Raw genomic sequence first — 15,302 nt, forward strand, 5'->3', positions numbered from 1 at the left:
AGCCATGCCCGTCCGTTCTCTCGTTGACGAGAGTACCGAGCACCTGCCTGTTGCGGTTTTGACTTTCCACAGCCCTCGCTCGCGGATAGCGCTTGGGCCAACGGATATCGGCCGGGATGCCACCAGGAGGCCGAAATGCTATCGCGGAGCGAGGCCCTGAACCCGAGCCGGACGGGTCAGCGCTGCTTGCGCTGCCCCTCCAGGATCTCGCGGATGGAGAGTGCGCCGGTGACGTCCTCGGCCGCTGTCCGGCCCAGCACCACCACCCGGTCAGCGAGGCGGACCGCCTCTTCCATACTGTTCGTTGCCAGGAGAACGGTGGTGGGGAGCGCCCGGTGGAGGGTTTGCAGCACGTTGTACAGCACGTTCCGGGCTGCGCCTTCGACGGCGGCGAACGGGTGGTCGAGGAGCATCACGCCGGGCCCGCCCGCGAGGGCGCGAGCCAAAGCGGCCCGCCGCACTATCTCGGCGGTGACTTCCGTCGGCAACAGCTTCGCGAACCTGTGCAGGCCGGCAAGGTCCAGAAGCTCGGCGATTTTCGCCTTGCCCTCGCTGGCGCTTGAACTCTTGCGAAGGCCCAACGCGAGGTTTGCCTGGAGCGAGTGGTTCAGCTGAAGGTCGGCATCCCGGGGAGTCCAGGAACAGCGGTCGTCCGTGCGCCGGACAGGCTCTCCGCCCACCAGTACCGATCCGGACTGCGGGTGATCGAGGCCGGCAGCCGCGCGGAGGAGGCGAGATGCGGCGTCGTTCTCGTTGCCCACAAACGCGAGCACCTCGCCGGCGCGAATATCGAGACTGACATTGCGCACGCCCTCGGCGTGCAGCTTCACGAAGGAGACGGGCAGCGGCGTCGAAGCGCGTTTTACTGCCGTGTGATGGGGTGGAACCGGGCTGGGACTCATCGGTACTCCGTAGCATCCAGGTGTCCGGGCACCCCTGTGCCCGCCAGTGATAACCCCTAACCTAGCCCGCGCGGCGAAGGATACTGTCACGGGATACCTTGTTTGACGTTATGTTGCGCCCGCATCGGTCAGTGGTACTCGCGGAACATCTCCTCCAGCGTGCGGTCCAGAGGCGTCTGCAGAGAGCACACGACCAGGCCGAGCCAGGCGTTCCGCACCACATCAGAGAGCCGCCAGGAGGAGAGCGGCAGACGCTCTGACGCCGGAACCGAGCTGCGACCGATATGGGCGAACAGTGCGAGAGTCACACCGAAAATGATGAGCAGATCCATTACTTACACACCCTCCGGCGTGGAATTGGAGTAGGAGCGGCTCGGCAGCGCGGCATCTCCCCAGCCCCGGTGGGAAAGGACCGGGGGAGTGTTCCCCCTGCCGTCGGCATGGACGGCGCGGAGGACGGCCGCTGTGAGAGCGGCTAGCAGAACCAGTACGACGACGATTTCCATACCTTGATCGTCCTCTTCGCCTTCAGCGCGCAACAGTGGCAGGAAAGACCGCTCCCGCTAATTTTCTGCCACAGTTCGAAACGGTCCCAGAAAGTTTGAAAAGGTGCGTGACCCCTCTGGGTGCGCCGTCAATTACGTACATGTGGGGCTGCGCCACTCCGCCCCCCAGTAAGGACGTCGCGGCGAGTAGCCGCACCCCCTGATCGAAAGGTGAAAGTGGGGTTCCACGCTGACGGACAACCTGCTGGGCGCTGCCCAGGCAGGCGACGCTGAAGCATTGAGCCGCATTTAGACCGGTGCACCGGCCACGTTGATTGAAACCGTTCCTTGAATGAACGATCCACACGCAGAAAACTCAAAAGGCTCCTTCGTATCCTGCGGTTCGGTGCAACGCGGTCCAGCTGAACCAACATCGCGTACTGGCAATAACGAGTACTCATGAGGGACTTCAGCAGCGATTTCGAAGCCAACGAACCCGCCCTGACCACCGAGCCAGAACATGACGAGCCTGCGGAGCTGTTCTACGCCAGCCCACCGGAATTGGTGGCCTGACGTATGGGCCGTTATCGGCACTCACCGGGGTCCTTGGCACGCATGGTGCAGTGGAATAGCCGTCCCACTTTGGCTCATGGAGGCGATCGTCAGGGAGAACCGTGTTCCGGGTTTGACTGGCACGCTCTTCATGGACCCATCATCGCGCTGGAATTAGGCTGTGCACGGCCACCGCTCGCTCGAGGTGAGATTCCCAGTGTTGGTGACGTGGTGGGTGTGTGCAGGCGGTCAGGCTGGTTCCTGCTGTCCATGTGTGTGCGCGACAAGCAGCGAAGCGAGGGGAGCTTGTGCCGTGCACAGGTGGGCAGGAGGCAGCTCCCTACGGATCCTCTCCCGTGTATCGTTTACTTGGCCGAAGTAGTGATGCCTCCGCTATGAACCGGACGAATCTCGACGCCGCCAGTGTTCGTGCGGACTGCGGGGTTCAGACGCGCGATTTCCATGGCGGCGTCCAGGTCAGGAGCTTCCAAAACGTAAAAACCTGCCACGAACTGCTCGGCTTGCACGAAGGGTCCAGCCGTTATGCTGTCTCGACGAATAGACACTGCAGCAGCCCGAGGTGTGAGGGCATAGGCCAGGGACATCGCGCCCGAGTCTTGAAGGTCTCGCGCGTGTTGGTCATTCTGTTCGAGTTCAGCCTCAGCCGCGTCCACGGCATGGAGGGACTCGTCGGCGTAAATAAGGATGGCGAACTGGGGCATCGGTCTTCCCTTCGATGGGTTGGTTGGTGGAGCAGGCCGGGAGCTGTAAGTCCGTGAGCAGTCCCCCCGAGACGTCATTTCTGCCCTCACACGGGCTGTTCCTCCCTACCCCCTCGCGGGCTTCTCTGATTTCCGTGGGCCCCGAATACGGTGCCCGATGGAGACGCAGGAGTGTTGGATCATTCCACGATGAGGTGCTGGTGCCCGTCAAGCAGTTCGCGCACAATGTCGAGGTGGCCGGCGTGGACGAATGCTCTACAAGCACGCGAAATACCACTTCGCGTGCGCGTCGGACATTGGTGGTGGGTCGAACTCCGTCGCTTGCGGCCACCAGCGGGGAGGTGAATCGAGGTCGACCCTGGCAAGGACTTCGTTGCTCCGGGCGATTTCACGCTTGTAGCTGCTGATGGCTTCCATGCCCGTCATCGGCTTGGACGCCCAGCCGTTGTGTAGGTCCGTTATCGCTTCGGGGTCGCCGCCAAGAACGGCGGAAACCCAGAACATCTCATCATCGAATGCGAGGTGGTTGAGCAATCGCGTGATCGTCCAAGCTGATGGGACTATCACTCGATTCATTTCGCTCTCAGCGAGCCCATCCACGGCTTGGAGCACGTGGGCGCGCTCATTCACGAGCTGGGTAAGCAAAGGGGCGTCGCTCACGCCTCATGCTCATATCCGATGAGCCAGCGAAGGCCGTGACGGTCAGTAACCTGGCCATCGGAGGCACCCCAAGGCTTCGGGGCTAGAGGATCGCTTATCGCCCCACCGACTGAAAGCCTGTCAAACCACTGATGAAGAACCGCAGGTTCAGCCGTTCCCAGCAGCGACAGCATGAGACCTTCACACCGGACCGATCTCTCTCCCTCCGGCGTGTCTGATCCTGCCAAGCTAACGACGCCGTCAAGGACGCCATGGGCGACAGCGCTCGACGGGCCATCGGTCCTACCGAAGTCCTCGTAGGAATGCAGGGCCAGCTCGCCCCCAAAGATATCTGCGTAGAAGTGCAGAGCTTCGCGGGCGGTTCCGGGGAAGCTGATGTAGATGAGAGGTGCGGCCATGGTGAGCACTCCTGACGCCTGTGATGTCTGTTCGTCCAGATATTCGTTCAATGCTTGATAGACGGTAATACTTCACCGAAATCATCGCTGAGCCCGGCATCGACACAAGAACCGACCTTTGGGCGGGCTCCGCCTATCGATTGCCCTCCTGAGCTTTTGGAATCATGACCTTAGATACAGCCTTGTACGGTGGTAAGGAGATCCCTCAACGGACAGATGAGGGACCCTCGTGTGGATACTCCCGCCGACGCTGGCCGCGCAGAACGCGTCCTCGGAGGTTCTCGGAGGAATCAGTATCCGGCTATGGTGTAGCCATTCCAGCCGGTTCCAATTTGTTGACGCTCGAGCCAGCGGCCCCGGAAAGCCGCGTAGTAGTAGAGATCTCCGTTGGTGGTTCGGGCCAGCAGGCCGGGATAAGTGGGTGCCGACTCGACCTCGTTCATCGATCCCCAGCCCCTGCCCACCACCAGTCTGGGCTCGTTGATGAAGTTGCCGTTACCATCTGTCCGGTACAGGACCATGTTTCCTGTTGGCGTTCCCTGGCCAAGAACATCCAGTCCACCGTCAGCGTCCCAGTCAACGAGGTGGTGGGTGATTGAAGGCCCCCATCCGCGGCCTTCGACGACTCTGGGAGACAATGTGGTGCCGGACAGATTCGGGTAGTTGTACAGCTTCCCGGTATTCAGGTTCGCGGCGATGATGGATGGGTACAGATCCGACTTCTTCCACTTGTCGACCGAGATGTCGTAGGAACCCCATCCCGTTCCGATGGTGACACGGTTGAAACCGCCCGCCGGTTTGCCGTAATAGACGTACAAGTTGCCGTTCTTGCCCACGGCGATGATGTCCTGGATTCCGTCCTGGTTCCAGTCGGCGATCTTGATGTCCCTCATGACAGTCCAGCCATGACCGATCTGCGCTCTACTCACTATGCCCGCGTCGGGGATCCTTGCATCACCGCTGTAGACCCACAGCCTGCCGTCGGGGTCGAATGCCACCAGGGCACCTTCGTGAATGGACGGGCTGGTTGCGGGAGGCGTCGGCTGGGCCTGAGCCGGGAGCGCGGTGAAGAACGTGGAAAGAACAAGGGCAGAGAGCAAGCCCATGCTGAGTTTGGATAGTAGCTTCATTGAGAATTCCCCCGGAATCGGTACAGAGACACAACCGATTATTCAGGTTCAGCACGCTGTGGCGGGCAATCGGCCAGCATCAATTCCGTAACGGCGGTTCAAACGCGAGTAACGATTCCCCAGAGCGCGCCGATCCCCCACCGCACGAGCGGTGGATTAGGCCTCGTCCACTGCGATGTTGCCGTCCACAGTGCGAGTGAGGTGCCAATGGTGATCACTTGCCGTCCAGGCGTTTCCCTGAACTGTCGCTATTCGGAGCCACTCCATCATCGTTTGCAAATGCCCGTTCGTTAGCGCATCCCGCACCTCTTGGCGCAACGGAGAGGGCGCTGCATGATGAATTATGCGAAGCGGCTTAGAGGCCCGCTCCTCGATCCCGAAGTAATTGGCTCGAGCATCGGCGAACCAATCAGCCGTCAGCAGATACAACGGTTCTGTCGGTTTCGTGTCGAGCCAGCTCAATGACAGCGTTCGCACCTTCATATTCTGGCGCCGAAGTGCCACCAGAAAGTCTTCTTGTCCAAGCGGATAGGACCATCCACGTGGGAGGCGGTCACGACTGTAGTCGGCCCACGGCTCGTTTGCTTCCATCCCCGTAGAATAGGCACCCCTTCAGACGCGACGGCGGCTAGCCTAAGAGCACAGTCTTGATGGCAATCCACCGGGGGTGCCGAGTGAAGCTTTGGCGTGTACTGCTGATGATCCTTGTGCTGAGTGTCAGCGCGTGTGCGGTGGCCGGTTCCAGCCCGCCTGACCCACCGGCGGAGGCCCCACGATCGTCGGAACGGTTGGAAGGCACCCCGGCTGATGGCCAGGTCGCTCACGCGGCCAGTGAACTGAGCAAGGCCCTGGATGGTGACCCTCGATTCGCCTCAGTGGAAGTCCTCAACGGGCAGAGGATTGTCCTTCACTGGGATGGTCCTGTCGACTCCCAATTGCAGAACCTCCTAGCCCGCTTCCCCGATGTAGATATCAACGTCGAAGCTACCGCGTGCTCACCAGGAGAGCTAAGAGCGAAGGGAGGTGAATTGTTGACCTCCGACCCAGCGGTCAACGTAGTCTCGGTCGCACCTGATGGTTCAAGTCTTCGGCTGATGCTAGATGAGTCCCTTAAAGCTCTAGCTGACATCGATAGCCTGGAACGCGACTATTCGGAGGCAATCGGGTGCGCGGTAGAAGTGGAATTCGGGAGTGTAAGCCCGGCGTAAAAAGGCATCTAAGGCACCGGTAGAACGTCTCCAGGGCCGGATCCCTCATAGGGATCCGCTTATCACGACCGTGCTGCGGCCCGCATTCGCTACTTGTGGTCAACCACGAGCTACATCAGGCCAATTTCGTTCCTGCGCCGCCCGTAGCGTCTGGGCTGGCTTGGCTGACGGTACTGTCTCACCCATGGGGTCTGTTGAGGTGCAATCTGTTGCGGTTATTGTGCGTCCCGTTCTTGTGCGAGGAGTGCTGTCAGGAGCGGCACTTGGTGCCCTTCTAACAACCGCGGTAGTTGGCATATCGGCTGTTCAGGCGGTGTTCGTCGCCGATCAGTTTGCCTCTTGGGGCATGAACGGCAGGCAGGTTGTGTTCTTCGGGCTAGTCGGATTCATCATCGGGGCCATAGCCGGTGCGTTGGCCAGCCTTGGATCTTTGGCTGCACTGTGGCTTGAGGCGCTGATGTCGACTTCGAGGGAGCAGCCGCGGCCGGGCACCGCCGCTATCGGGGCTGCTGTAACAACGATGGGTTGGTTCGTGCTGGCGCTGTTAGCCATGCGGTTTCCAGTCATCATGTCTGTCGTCGTAGGGGCGAGTGCCGGCACGATCGCTGGCGGAGCGGCAGCATTTTTCACGCATCGAGTTATTCGATCCGCACGAAGCACACGAGAGCCGGATGCTCTGAATGACAACGCCCGATGCAACACATGACACGCCTTCCCGATCTTTCAGCGTTTGGGACACTGATCGTCAGAGCGGCGCGCAACCGAACTAATCTAGTCCTGTGCTGCGCGCCAATGGCTAGGTCCTGAAGGTCGCCAGATCAAAGTAACGGCGCCCATGATGATCAGTAGGCCCGCGAATGCAAACAAACCTTGCTCGCTGGGAGTCACGCTCACCAGGTAATCGAATGTGGCGGTCCCCTCCTTAACTCCTGAATCTTCGACCCAGAAGTACCGGGACATCAGCGATGTGAATAGCGTTGCGCAAATTACGAACCCAACGCCAAAAAGCGCCGAGACTAGCAGTGTTCGTGAGCGGCGAACTTCGCCTCGCTCCCCGGTTGTCCCCATCTAGCCATTGTTTCCCCCGCAATACGCAACAACAAGAGCATGCGCTCGACCCGATCCCTTAGAGGGCGCTTACTCAAGCCGCGCTTTCGGCCAAGCTCGCTACTTATGGTCAACCAGGAGTGACCTTAAGGGCCTCACTTCGGTTCCCAGTGAGCACTCGTTGCGGGTCACCGGTGATCGAAAATCAGTTTGTGAAGGATGTGGCTCCGCATTTCTAGCCAGTCGATGTCGGGGTGGTTTGCCGCCGCCCATGCGGCCAGCGCATCGCTATAGTTGCTGAGCGGTCCACCTGGATCGGGCACGCGGCTTGCTTCGGCCTGCAGCTTATTGATGGCTGCTTGCGCCTCCGTGGGAAGCACTGGCTTTTCCCCCTGCATTGCTGCTGGAGGGGACATGTAACGGCTCCAGTCCTCGCTGTAGCCTCTCAGCACTGCATCCAATTCCTGGTCATCCATGGTTCAACTATGAGTGCTAAGGGTGCAAGAAAGCACGCAGATCATCGGGTGTCCCTAGGACCCTGCATTCCGCAAGGAGATCCTTCAGCGCGCGTTCACTTTTCCGCGCTTTCCGGCAAGGGCCGCTACTTATGGTCAACCAGGTTCGACCTTAGGTTCTCACTCCGCTTCCTCGTGCCACGAAAGCCGACGCATCAGTTATACGGACCAGCCGAGTAGTTCTGACCCAAGCGCCATTTGAAACCGTCGGCCTCTATCTTGAGAATGAAGGAGCGCCCGCGACGGAACAGACGACGCCGCGTCGTTATCCGCCCTCCTCCCAAAAGGTATGCACGCATGAGGCGACAAAGCTTCGTCAGTTCAGCCTCCCTGTAGGCCTCCAACTCTTCGTCGCCCTCTTCTCCATAGTCGTCTACTAGCAGGGCCGTCTGAACATTCAGTTCCGGGATGAAGCCCTCCACCCACACCGGGTCGGTTCGAATGACTGCGCTACGCTCCTCATGGAAGCGACTGCCCACCTGGACACTGGCAGAACGGGCAGGATCGTCGGAGCTGCGATTCACAATGACGAAGTCTTCGTTGAATACCTCGGCCACGACACGATCGAGCATGGTCTTTATGTGGTGGGTCATGATCAGAGATCTTTCAGAGTCGAGATAACGGAGACGTGCCCTGCAGGCATCTCGGATCCCTCACCGGACAGGGGTCGTCCGGCCAGTCTCATATTCGAGGAGGCCGGCATCTTGAAGTTGAAAGAGCCGGTCAGCAACCTTCTGAGACAAATCGGCCGGGCAGGAGTATGCAACGAACTTCGAAGACATGACGTCAACCAGGCATCCGCTCTCAGCCAATTCAGCTGATAGGACATGCCATGCGTTCGGCGATTCGGAGGTCATGAATACTCGGAAGGTGTAAGCACCGGCATCGTGGGCGATGCCGGTGGCGACGTACGGACCCTCCGCCGACTCAACGGCTGTGACCCGGTCACCGAAATTGAGGTCATAGAGGTACATAGGTATAGCGAGAATCGTTAGTTCGCCGTTTTCCTCGCGTCGCGCAAGCAGCCCCTCCCATGTTTCCTCAGTGTCCGGTTCAGGAGGTACGGGGAACCAGACTGTTTCCGTGGAGGCGGCAGCTTCCGGCAGTGGCTGCAGAGTTCCGTCTCGCCATTGGGTGACAAAGGAGGGGTGTTGGATGTACTGCGGCATACGCTGACACTAGCTCCTGCAGATGTCTTCCAGGCACAGGAGAAACAGCACCCAGGGCTGTCCCTGGGATCGGCTCATCGAATGGTGAGCTTTCCCACGAGTAGGCCGCCAGCTAGTAGCGGTCCGAGCACCGCGCCGGTGCGGCGGCAGGGATCCGTAGCCTTGGTGCCTTGACCGAGGCTAGATTGTGGAGCCCGATGGCTGGTGCTGCCGCGGCGGCTGTGACCGGGAGGGCCGTTGCCGAGATTTGGCACACAGACCGGTTCATCTCGACGATTCGTGGGCATCGGTGGATGTCGGATCGCGTTTTATGGAGATATCTTCAGGGCGCTTTATACGAACCCTTGATTCAGAGCCTCTTGAGCGTAGTTGTCTCGTAGAAACAGATCATACGCGCCACCCGATCCAGGCACGTATCGAAAGTCTGTCCAACTTTTTGCCGAAGCGTATTCCATGAAAGGGATGCTTACCTCCTGGGCCCTCTCTCTTCCGTAATACACCGTATTTATTACTAATTGACTTTCCCATAGCGCTGACCACAAGCCGCTGTTGAGCGGGTCCCATTTGAGTTCTGATGGCCCCTTAGCCATCAAGACTATGTCGATTGATGGCACTGTGATGCGAAGGTCCTCTGTGGGTTCAGAATAGATCGTGATTAGCGGCTCGTTTGATTGGGGGTCTGTATAGTCCCAACGTTGCCGGGGTTTTTCGCGGAGGATGAACTCAGAATGAGTAGTGATCGGGCCGCCCAGATAGTAGTGAGCGGCTACGCGCACCGGCTCATCGTGTTTGTCGTGATTGTTCAGTTGCCTTGCCCAAGTCGACGCCCCAGCCCTCATCCAATCCCAATCTGCTGTCTCTTCACCAGGGCGCAAATCAAGGAAGGGCTGAAAGAATCGGATTCGGTCCATGATTGCCTCGGGGATGAAGTTGTACTTCTCCACCACGGATTTCCACTGGTCCTCCTCGAAGCACGACGGCCAGTAAACTCCCCCTCTGAGATTCTTCTTAATCTCTCGGTCGGACCAACCACTCGCTCGCCTCACTACGTCCTTAAATAAGTTGTCCCTGGCACTGGAGAGCTGATTGAGGATCTCGCCGGCAAGCAGAGCCCACTCCTCAACTGGTGGCTGTATAGAGAGGGAGAACTCATGAGTCGTACCGAAAGACTTCGAAACGTATTCTGTATTAGGGGTGTAGCCCCTAAACCATGCAACTTGTGACGCGTAAAAGGTGCTGGCCTTGGTGAAAGCCCAGCGGAGTCTCTATAGAGGGACTTCAGAAAGGTCCCGCCCGGGTTGTAATTGCGGTGAGTCTTGGCCCTGCAGCCAATTCTTCTCCGGGTCTTCTGGCATTGAAGTCACTTTCAGATCGGGGCGGTCACGAGCCGACTAGGTACCGCATTCAGTTGACCATGCACCGCGGTCGAACCTGCAGAAAAATCTCACCGTGAGCATAGTCCAACGTTGGTCCAAGTTCGCTCACACGCTTTTGTCGTCACCATAGCCTTGCCGTTCTGCAGGCGGAGTATCGTTTGGAACGTTTCTCGTAAGCCGGTCTCTCAGCGGCGCGTAAGCCGAACCCCTACCGGTCTCATGCTGTGCTGATCTGCGGTACGCGCGCTCCGAAACATGACCGTCCCGTATATCCCGCCCGATGGTCTGCCCGGGGGCCATCTATGGAACGGTGAGTTGTGTCTTTCAAGCCATGGGATGCAAGACACGAGGACGAGACACTGCCCCTCTTTCGGGTTCTGAGAACGGTTTCGCTGGGCGCCGCTAAAGGTCTTCTGTGGCGGCATTACGGACGTAGAACTGCTCGACCTCACGCACACCACGAGGTATTTGAAGCGTAACCATCTGCCCTGGTGGCATTGGCCAGGGTTTCCATGGAGGAGCCCTCGGGTAGGACGGTGAGTGATGGGGACAACTCTGCCTGCTTTTCACCGGTCTGGCCGTTGAGCCTGTAGATGATGCTGCGCACGCAGTTAAGCTATGCAGCATGCCCATGCCACAGACCAACCCGACCGCAGAGAAGAACTCGTTGATGGGAGGGGTAAGGACGGGGATCGGGCGAGCGTTCGTCGAGCCGCCCGCAGGTGCAGACCTTTCTCGAGCTAGGTGGGCAGCCGATCGTCTTCGCTCGTTAGCCATCGTTGTGCCGTCATCGTTCTTCCTGGGCGCACTCACGTCGCTTGGGCAAGCGTATCTACCCGAGTGGCTCAGTTCCTTCACAAATTCTGCTGGTGGATGGTCGATCATGACCTTCGCGTTGATCTGGTGGTCACGGAGCAGATACCTGAGTGGGATTGTCCTCGGGGTGATCTCGTTCTACCTCCTCAACGTCGGATACGCAGTAGTTTCCGGCCTTCGCGGGTACTTCTGGTCGCTAAATTTGAGTAACTTTTTCGTTCTGATGAGTTTCGTTGCTGGGCCGCCCATCGGGCTCGCTGCTGCGTGGATGCGCAGCCGGTCTACATGGATTGTTGCTATAGCAACCTCAGCAGTACCTGCAGTACTTATCGGTGAGGGCATCTACGGCCTGACGGACGTGGCCGAAACGACGAGCCCTGTGTATTGGATACTCTCGATGATCGTCGCGGCTGCATTCGTAGCGACGGTGAGCTTCCTCCGGTTACGCGCGCTGGCTCCGATACTCCTCAGCGTCGGGCTCACTGCCGTCGGTACCGCGACATTCCTCCTGCTGTACAGGACTGTCATCTAGCCCTGATGTGATCCTGCTCAGAAAGTTGATGTAGACGAGCGACACCCCGGATCTACGTAGGCAGCGGAGTCTCTCAGTGGCGTGAATGCAGAAGCCTCCGACGATCCAATGGTCGACCTCGATGAAACCGTCAGCGACCTCGATGAACCGTCACCGCAGTTCTCGAGCTCGTTGTTCGAACCACCAGTACAAGAACTGCACGCGCCTTCCGTCTTGCATCCCATCGGTTTCGAAACTGCAGGGATGAGCTGCGCGGGCTTTCTCGAGCACTACAACACTGAACGCAGTCATAGCGCGCTCGGAGGCAAACCACCGATCAGTCGGCTGGCACCAACCTGATGGCCGGGTACACCTAGGGCGGGCGGAAGGGGTTGCTGCCGATGACGGCGGCAACCCCTTCCGGCTAGGGGATGATGGGCAGGAGCAGGTGTGAGTCGTGTCCGTCGCCGGTGTGGATGATGTGTTGTCCGCTGTTGCGGGTGTATGTGTGCCCTTGTGCGAAGAGGCCTTGTGCGTAGCTGTTCACGTCGTGGCCCTGGATGACGAGTCGGAGTGTTTCCCCGGCGTGGAACAGGGTGCTGGAGGGCCAGATTTCGATGTCTACCGGCACGGTGTCGCCCTCGTTGAGCAGTTCTTCATTTTGGTGTGTGTAGCGGGGTTGTTCGGGGCGCGAATCCTCGGCGAGCTGCCTGCGGCTGACCCGGAGCCAGCCAAGGGCGACGTTCCCGTCGTCGAAGGTGGAGAAGAACGGAAAGTTTACTTCGTTGCCGTCAGCGTCCAGTTTCTGCAGGGCTACGAAGAGGTCCAAGTCATTGGACCCTTGGGCTTCAACCCACAGCTGGAGTTTTGTGTAGCCGGTAATTTCTGTGTCGTCGGCGAAGGTGTGCTCGAAAACTGCCTTGCCGGTTGCTGCATCGTAAGAGATCGTTTCCGGTTTCGGTGCGGGGTCCTTGCTCAGGGTTCCGCGGCCGGCATCGAGGTAGAGGGGCGTGTATTCGGTGCGTGCCAGTGGCCATTCGTTTTCGGGCCGGTTTTCGCCGACGTAGGCGCGGTCGCGGACTTCGATCCTGACCTTGGGCCAGGATTCCACGGTGTTTTCTTCGCCCTTGAGGAAGTGGTCGAAGAATTCCCGTTGGCGCGCCAGGCTGTCCTGGTCGTAGAAGTTCTGCCACTTCTTGCGGCCGTGCACTTCCAGCCACTTCTGCTTCGAGGCGATGCGGCGGAAGCCTTCAAGGGTTCCCCTGGTGTGCAGGCCGTGGTCGGACCAGCTGGCTACGACGTAGGTGGGCACTTCGATGGCTGTCAGGTCAGGGGCTTTGGACTGCCAGTATTCGTCGTAGAACGGGTGGTTCATGCTGTTGGTCAGGATGTCCTCGACCCGTCCATGGGTGTTGGCGATGAGGGGGCCTAGCGCTGCACCGAACTGCGTTTCCGGGATCCCGCCGTGGGTCAGGACTTCTTTGTAGAGGTCTGTCCAGCCTTCCCACGGGTTGATGGCTGCCAGATGTGCTGGGCGGCGGGCCGCGACGGCCCACTGGATGACCGCGTACCAGGAGACGCCGGCCATTCCGACCTTGCCGTTGCTCCAGTCCTGTTCGCCGGCCCATTCGATCAGGTCACAGCAGGCGTCGGCTTCTTCGGGCGCGCACATGGTGACATCACCTTCGGATCCCCAGGCGCCACGGGCGTCGGCCATGATGACGGCGTAGCCGTTGCGGGCCCAGAAGAGGGGGTCGGGGGTTTCAAAGGCTGCGTACGTGGACAGCTGTTCGAGGTCCACGTCGTGTCCGGGCCAGCCGGCGAAGCTGAGGGCGCCGTGCTTGCCGTAGGGCGCCCAGGCCACGAGGACGGGCAGATCTGTCGTGGTCTCGGCTGGTCGGTAGAGGTCCACGAGGAGGTTCTTGCCGTCCCGCATGGGCACCCGGACGTTGTTATCGATCTGCATTCCATCTGCAACGGTCTGGGAGTACTCACCTCCTGGCCACCCGGCGTTTTCGGGCGGGTTCCCGGGAAGGAAGGCAACATCATTGTTAACCGCGTGCTGGGTCATGGCTTTTCTTTCTCTCGTGATGATTCACTGACGGACGGGTGGAACGGTCAGAGGGGTTCGGCGTCGAAGTGGTTCACGTCGGCACCAGCAAGAAAAGGAGCGAAGGTGGCAATGACTTCCTTGCCCTGGTCCGTTTCCGGGAAATGCTCCGTGTGATGGGCAACGGTGTCCCATCCGACCCAGAGGAGGTAAACCCCCTGGTGTTCGGCACTGCGGTGCAATTGCGCCGAGCGGCAGCCCGGGGCCTGGAGAAGAACGCCGCGAAGACGCTGGTAGGCGGCTTCGAAGGCCTGCTCCTGGCCAGGATGGATCGTGAATCTTGCGTGTTCAAGAATCATGGTTCCAACTCGGTTCTCCGGCCCGGGTGCCGGTGTAGGGCGCGACAGCTACAGTGCCACGGACGGGTAGGGCTTACCGGTCCACGGTGCCAGACGCCGTGCCCACTCCAACTGGTAGGACAGCGGTCCCTTTTCCTCGGTCCAGTCATCGGCGAACACGCCGATGAACAGGGTCAGGTAGAGGAAGAAGTGGGCGCCGTAGGCGAAGAGCCATTCGTAGTCATAGTTGATCAGCGCGCGGCGTTCGTCTTCGGTGAAGGACAGCCAGGAGGTCTTTTCTGAGCTGTTGAGCCAGATGCCGACTTCCTTCTCCCAGCGGTCGATCGTCGCTTCCGGGTCGGCTTTGTAGCGGGCGACCCATTCCGGGTCACGGTCGATGGTGTAGAGGAATTTGTTCACGTAGTACTTGCTCATGCTGTCGCTCCTGCCTTTGCGTACACGGGTCCTGTGACGCCGCCTGACTCGGCGGCCGAAGGGGCTGCCGCTTCGGCCATCTTTTCGTTCTTGTTCGGGTACCAGGTCATGAACATTTCACGGGTGTGGTAGAGGTCCAGTTGGTCAACGTAGTCTGCGTTCTCGGGGCCGGCGATGCCCATCATGAGGATCAGGTCCATGAAGCCGTGGGTGGCATTACCGGAGCTGGCCATGGATTCATGGGTGACGTTTTCCAGGATGGCTTCGATGTTGCCGGTGGAAAGCCATTCGATGGCCTGGGCGTCGAACTCCGGGTCCGGGCCGTGTTCGCCGAACATCAGGGGGCCGCCCAATTCCAGGGACAGATGGCCGGTGCCGATGGCCGCGATCTTCTTATCCGAGGGGTAGGCGTCGATGATTTTGCGGATCGCACGGCCCAGGTCCCAGAACCTCTTGGGCGAGGGCAGCGGCGGGGCGAAGATGTTCGTGTAGATCGGCACGACGGGCAGGTCGGCGTCAGGGCGCACGGTGATGATCGGGCAAATGATGGAGTGGTCAATCTTCAGTTCGTGACTGAAGGAAAAATCAAACCCTTCATCCAGCAGGCCCTGGTGCATGAAGTTTGAAAGTGCCAGGTCACCGTCCAGGACGTACTTCGGGATGCCGAATTCGCGCTCTTCGTTGTAGAACGTTGCGTCGTACTTTTCCTGCTTGCCGATCATGAATGTCGGGTAGTTGTCCAGGAAGAACTGGTGGAAATGGTCGGCGCCTACCATGACTAGGATGTCGGGCTCAGCGGCGGTGAGGGTTTCGCGGTAGGACTCGACTTTCCGTTTCCATTCGTCTGCCTGGGGCATGCGTTCCTTGGGCGGCGCGGTGGTCGCCTTGAGGTAGAAGGGGTGGTGTGTACTGGCCAAAACGGCGGTCAGTTCTGCCATGGTTTTCTCCCTGTGCTTTTCGCTGCCGTCGTTGGCAACATGGTTCTGTG

General features: G+C 59.5%; 18 protein-coding genes. 3 read left to right on the top strand and 15 right to left on the bottom strand.

The window, feature by feature from the left end; genetic code table 11:
* Nucleotides 1–176 precede the first annotated feature (176 nt).
* The 8 genes from AC4D1W_RS07665 to AC4D1W_RS07700 all read right to left on the bottom strand — a co-directional run bounded on the left by AC4D1W_RS07665 (nt 177) and on the right by AC4D1W_RS07700 (nt 5,440).
* Entirely contained in the window at nt 177–902 is a 726-nt protein-coding gene (locus AC4D1W_RS07665) for an ATP-binding cassette domain-containing protein (RefSeq protein ID WP_490898330.1), read from the bottom strand.
* A gap of 128 nt (nt 903–1,030) precedes the next feature.
* Complete coding sequence (locus tag AC4D1W_RS07670; protein ID WP_490898331.1) at nt 1,031–1,234, bottom strand: hypothetical protein; 204 nt, start codon at nt 1,232–1,234, stop codon at nt 1,031–1,033.
* 3 nt (nt 1,235–1,237) lie between these two features.
* Nucleotides 1,238–1,408, bottom strand: a complete 171-nt coding sequence (locus tag AC4D1W_RS07675; RefSeq protein ID WP_490898332.1) for a hypothetical protein — start codon at nt 1,406–1,408, stop codon at nt 1,238–1,240.
* Nucleotides 1,409–2,304: 896 nt separating this feature from the next.
* The gene (locus AC4D1W_RS07680; protein WP_490898333.1) at nt 2,305–2,661 is read right to left on the bottom strand and encodes a YciI family protein; all 357 of its coding nucleotides are present in this window, start codon (nt 2,659–2,661) and stop codon (nt 2,305–2,307) included.
* A gap of 255 nt (nt 2,662–2,916) precedes the next feature.
* Nucleotides 2,917–3,321, bottom strand: coding sequence for a mycothiol transferase (locus AC4D1W_RS07685; protein WP_490898334.1), 405 nt, complete (start codon nt 3,319–3,321; stop codon nt 2,917–2,919).
* Nucleotides 3,318–3,719 (bottom strand): VOC family protein, encoded by a 402-nt coding sequence (locus tag AC4D1W_RS07690; protein ID WP_490898335.1) that lies wholly within the window; start codon nt 3,717–3,719, stop codon nt 3,318–3,320. The genes AC4D1W_RS07685 and AC4D1W_RS07690 overlap by 4 nt, the downstream gene beginning before the upstream one ends.
* A 290-nt stretch (nt 3,720–4,009) precedes the next feature.
* Nucleotides 4,010–4,849 (bottom strand): hypothetical protein, encoded by an 840-nt coding sequence (locus AC4D1W_RS07695; protein ID WP_490898336.1) that lies wholly within the window; start codon nt 4,847–4,849, stop codon nt 4,010–4,012.
* Between the two features lie 156 nt (nt 4,850–5,005).
* A complete protein-coding gene (locus AC4D1W_RS07700; protein ID WP_490898337.1) occupies nt 5,006–5,440 on the bottom strand; it encodes a hypothetical protein in 435 nt (144 codons plus the stop codon).
* Nucleotides 5,441–6,241: 801 nt separating this feature from the next.
* Between AC4D1W_RS07700 and AC4D1W_RS07705 the strand changes: the two genes are divergently transcribed.
* Entirely contained in the window at nt 6,242–6,763 is a 522-nt protein-coding gene (locus AC4D1W_RS07705; protein WP_490898338.1) for a hypothetical protein, read from the top strand.
* A 529-nt stretch (nt 6,764–7,292) separates the two neighbouring features.
* Here the strand turns inward: AC4D1W_RS07705 and AC4D1W_RS07710 are convergent.
* The 3 genes from AC4D1W_RS07710 to AC4D1W_RS07720 all read right to left on the bottom strand — a co-directional run bounded on the left by AC4D1W_RS07710 (nt 7,293) and on the right by AC4D1W_RS07720 (nt 8,788).
* Complete coding sequence (locus AC4D1W_RS07710) at nt 7,293–7,580, bottom strand: hypothetical protein (RefSeq protein ID WP_490898339.1); 288 nt, start codon at nt 7,578–7,580, stop codon at nt 7,293–7,295.
* Nucleotides 7,581–7,774: 194 nt separating this feature from the next.
* Entirely contained in the window at nt 7,775–8,212 is a 438-nt protein-coding gene (locus AC4D1W_RS07715; protein WP_490898340.1) for a hypothetical protein, read from the bottom strand.
* Between the two features lie 60 nt (nt 8,213–8,272).
* Entirely contained in the window at nt 8,273–8,788 is a 516-nt protein-coding gene (locus tag AC4D1W_RS07720; RefSeq protein WP_490898341.1) for a DUF4265 domain-containing protein, read from the bottom strand.
* A 2,046-nt stretch (nt 8,789–10,834) separates the two neighbouring features.
* On the opposite strand from AC4D1W_RS07720, the gene AC4D1W_RS07725 reads away from it, so the two are divergent.
* Nucleotides 10,835–11,512, top strand: a complete 678-nt coding sequence (locus AC4D1W_RS07725) for a DUF6518 family protein (protein ID WP_490898489.1) — start codon at nt 10,835–10,837, stop codon at nt 11,510–11,512.
* A gap of 108 nt (nt 11,513–11,620) precedes the next feature.
* Nucleotides 11,621–11,851 (top strand): integrase core domain-containing protein, encoded by a 231-nt coding sequence (locus tag AC4D1W_RS07730; RefSeq protein WP_490898490.1) that lies wholly within the window; start codon nt 11,621–11,623, stop codon nt 11,849–11,851.
* A gap of 64 nt (nt 11,852–11,915) precedes the next feature.
* Here AC4D1W_RS07730 and AC4D1W_RS07735 read toward each other — a convergent pair whose 3' ends face one another.
* The 4 genes from AC4D1W_RS07735 to AC4D1W_RS07750 are packed head-to-tail and all read right to left on the bottom strand — an operon-like array spanning nt 11,916 to nt 15,252.
* Nucleotides 11,916–13,562 (bottom strand): CocE/NonD family hydrolase, encoded by a 1,647-nt coding sequence (locus AC4D1W_RS07735; protein WP_490898342.1) that lies wholly within the window; start codon nt 13,560–13,562, stop codon nt 11,916–11,918.
* A gap of 47 nt (nt 13,563–13,609) precedes the next feature.
* Entirely contained in the window at nt 13,610–13,900 is a 291-nt protein-coding gene (locus AC4D1W_RS07740; RefSeq protein WP_490898343.1) for an antibiotic biosynthesis monooxygenase family protein, read from the bottom strand.
* Between the two features lie 48 nt (nt 13,901–13,948).
* Nucleotides 13,949–14,314 (bottom strand): hypothetical protein, encoded by a 366-nt coding sequence (locus tag AC4D1W_RS07745; protein WP_490898344.1) that lies wholly within the window; start codon nt 14,312–14,314, stop codon nt 13,949–13,951.
* Nucleotides 14,311–15,252 (bottom strand): DODA-type extradiol aromatic ring-opening family dioxygenase, encoded by a 942-nt coding sequence (locus AC4D1W_RS07750; RefSeq protein ID WP_490898345.1) that lies wholly within the window; start codon nt 15,250–15,252, stop codon nt 14,311–14,313. Before AC4D1W_RS07750 ends, AC4D1W_RS07745 begins: the two co-directional genes overlap by 4 nt.
* Nucleotides 15,253–15,302: the final 50 nt, after the last annotated feature.

It is taken from the genome of Arthrobacter sp. TJ-170 (assembly GCF_058269305.1).

Excerpts from the sequence above, each read along its gene's own strand:
- AC4D1W_RS07715 (WP_490898340.1), bottom strand. The coding sequence starts at position 8,212 with ATGACCCACCACATAAAGACCATGCTCGATCGTGTCGTGGCCGAGGTA.
- AC4D1W_RS07680 (WP_490898333.1), bottom strand. The coding sequence starts at position 2,661 with ATGCCCCAGTTCGCCATCCTTATTTACGCCGACGAGTCCCTCCATGCC.
- AC4D1W_RS07700 (WP_490898337.1), bottom strand. The coding sequence starts at position 5,440 with ATGGAAGCAAACGAGCCGTGGGCCGACTACAGTCGTGACCGCCTCCCA.
- AC4D1W_RS07705 (WP_490898338.1), top strand. The coding sequence starts at position 6,242 with ATGGGGTCTGTTGAGGTGCAATCTGTTGCGGTTATTGTGCGTCCCGTT.
- AC4D1W_RS07720 (WP_490898341.1), bottom strand. The coding sequence starts at position 8,788 with ATGCCGCAGTACATCCAACACCCCTCCTTTGTCACCCAATGGCGAGAC.
- AC4D1W_RS07745 (WP_490898344.1), bottom strand. The coding sequence starts at position 14,314 with ATGAGCAAGTACTACGTGAACAAATTCCTCTACACCATCGACCGTGAC.
- AC4D1W_RS07695 (WP_490898336.1), bottom strand. The coding sequence starts at position 4,849 with ATGAAGCTACTATCCAAACTCAGCATGGGCTTGCTCTCTGCCCTTGTT.
- AC4D1W_RS07675 (WP_490898332.1), bottom strand. The coding sequence starts at position 1,408 with ATGGAAATCGTCGTCGTACTGGTTCTGCTAGCCGCTCTCACAGCGGCC.
- AC4D1W_RS07725 (WP_490898489.1), top strand. The coding sequence starts at position 10,835 with ATGGGAGGGGTAAGGACGGGGATCGGGCGAGCGTTCGTCGAGCCGCCC.
- AC4D1W_RS07740 (WP_490898343.1), bottom strand. The coding sequence starts at position 13,900 with ATGATTCTTGAACACGCAAGATTCACGATCCATCCTGGCCAGGAGCAG.
- AC4D1W_RS07730 (WP_490898490.1), top strand. The coding sequence starts at position 11,621 with ATGGTCGACCTCGATGAAACCGTCAGCGACCTCGATGAACCGTCACCG.
- AC4D1W_RS07735 (WP_490898342.1), bottom strand. The coding sequence starts at position 13,562 with ATGACCCAGCACGCGGTTAACAATGATGTTGCCTTCCTTCCCGGGAAC.
- AC4D1W_RS07665 (WP_490898330.1), bottom strand. The coding sequence starts at position 902 with ATGAGTCCCAGCCCGGTTCCACCCCATCACACGGCAGTAAAACGCGCT.
- AC4D1W_RS07710 (WP_490898339.1), bottom strand. The coding sequence starts at position 7,580 with ATGGATGACCAGGAATTGGATGCAGTGCTGAGAGGCTACAGCGAGGAC.
- AC4D1W_RS07670 (WP_490898331.1), bottom strand. The coding sequence starts at position 1,234 with ATGGATCTGCTCATCATTTTCGGTGTGACTCTCGCACTGTTCGCCCAT.
- AC4D1W_RS07750 (WP_490898345.1), bottom strand. The coding sequence starts at position 15,252 with ATGGCAGAACTGACCGCCGTTTTGGCCAGTACACACCACCCCTTCTAC.
- AC4D1W_RS07690 (WP_490898335.1), bottom strand. The coding sequence starts at position 3,719 with ATGGCCGCACCTCTCATCTACATCAGCTTCCCCGGAACCGCCCGCGAA.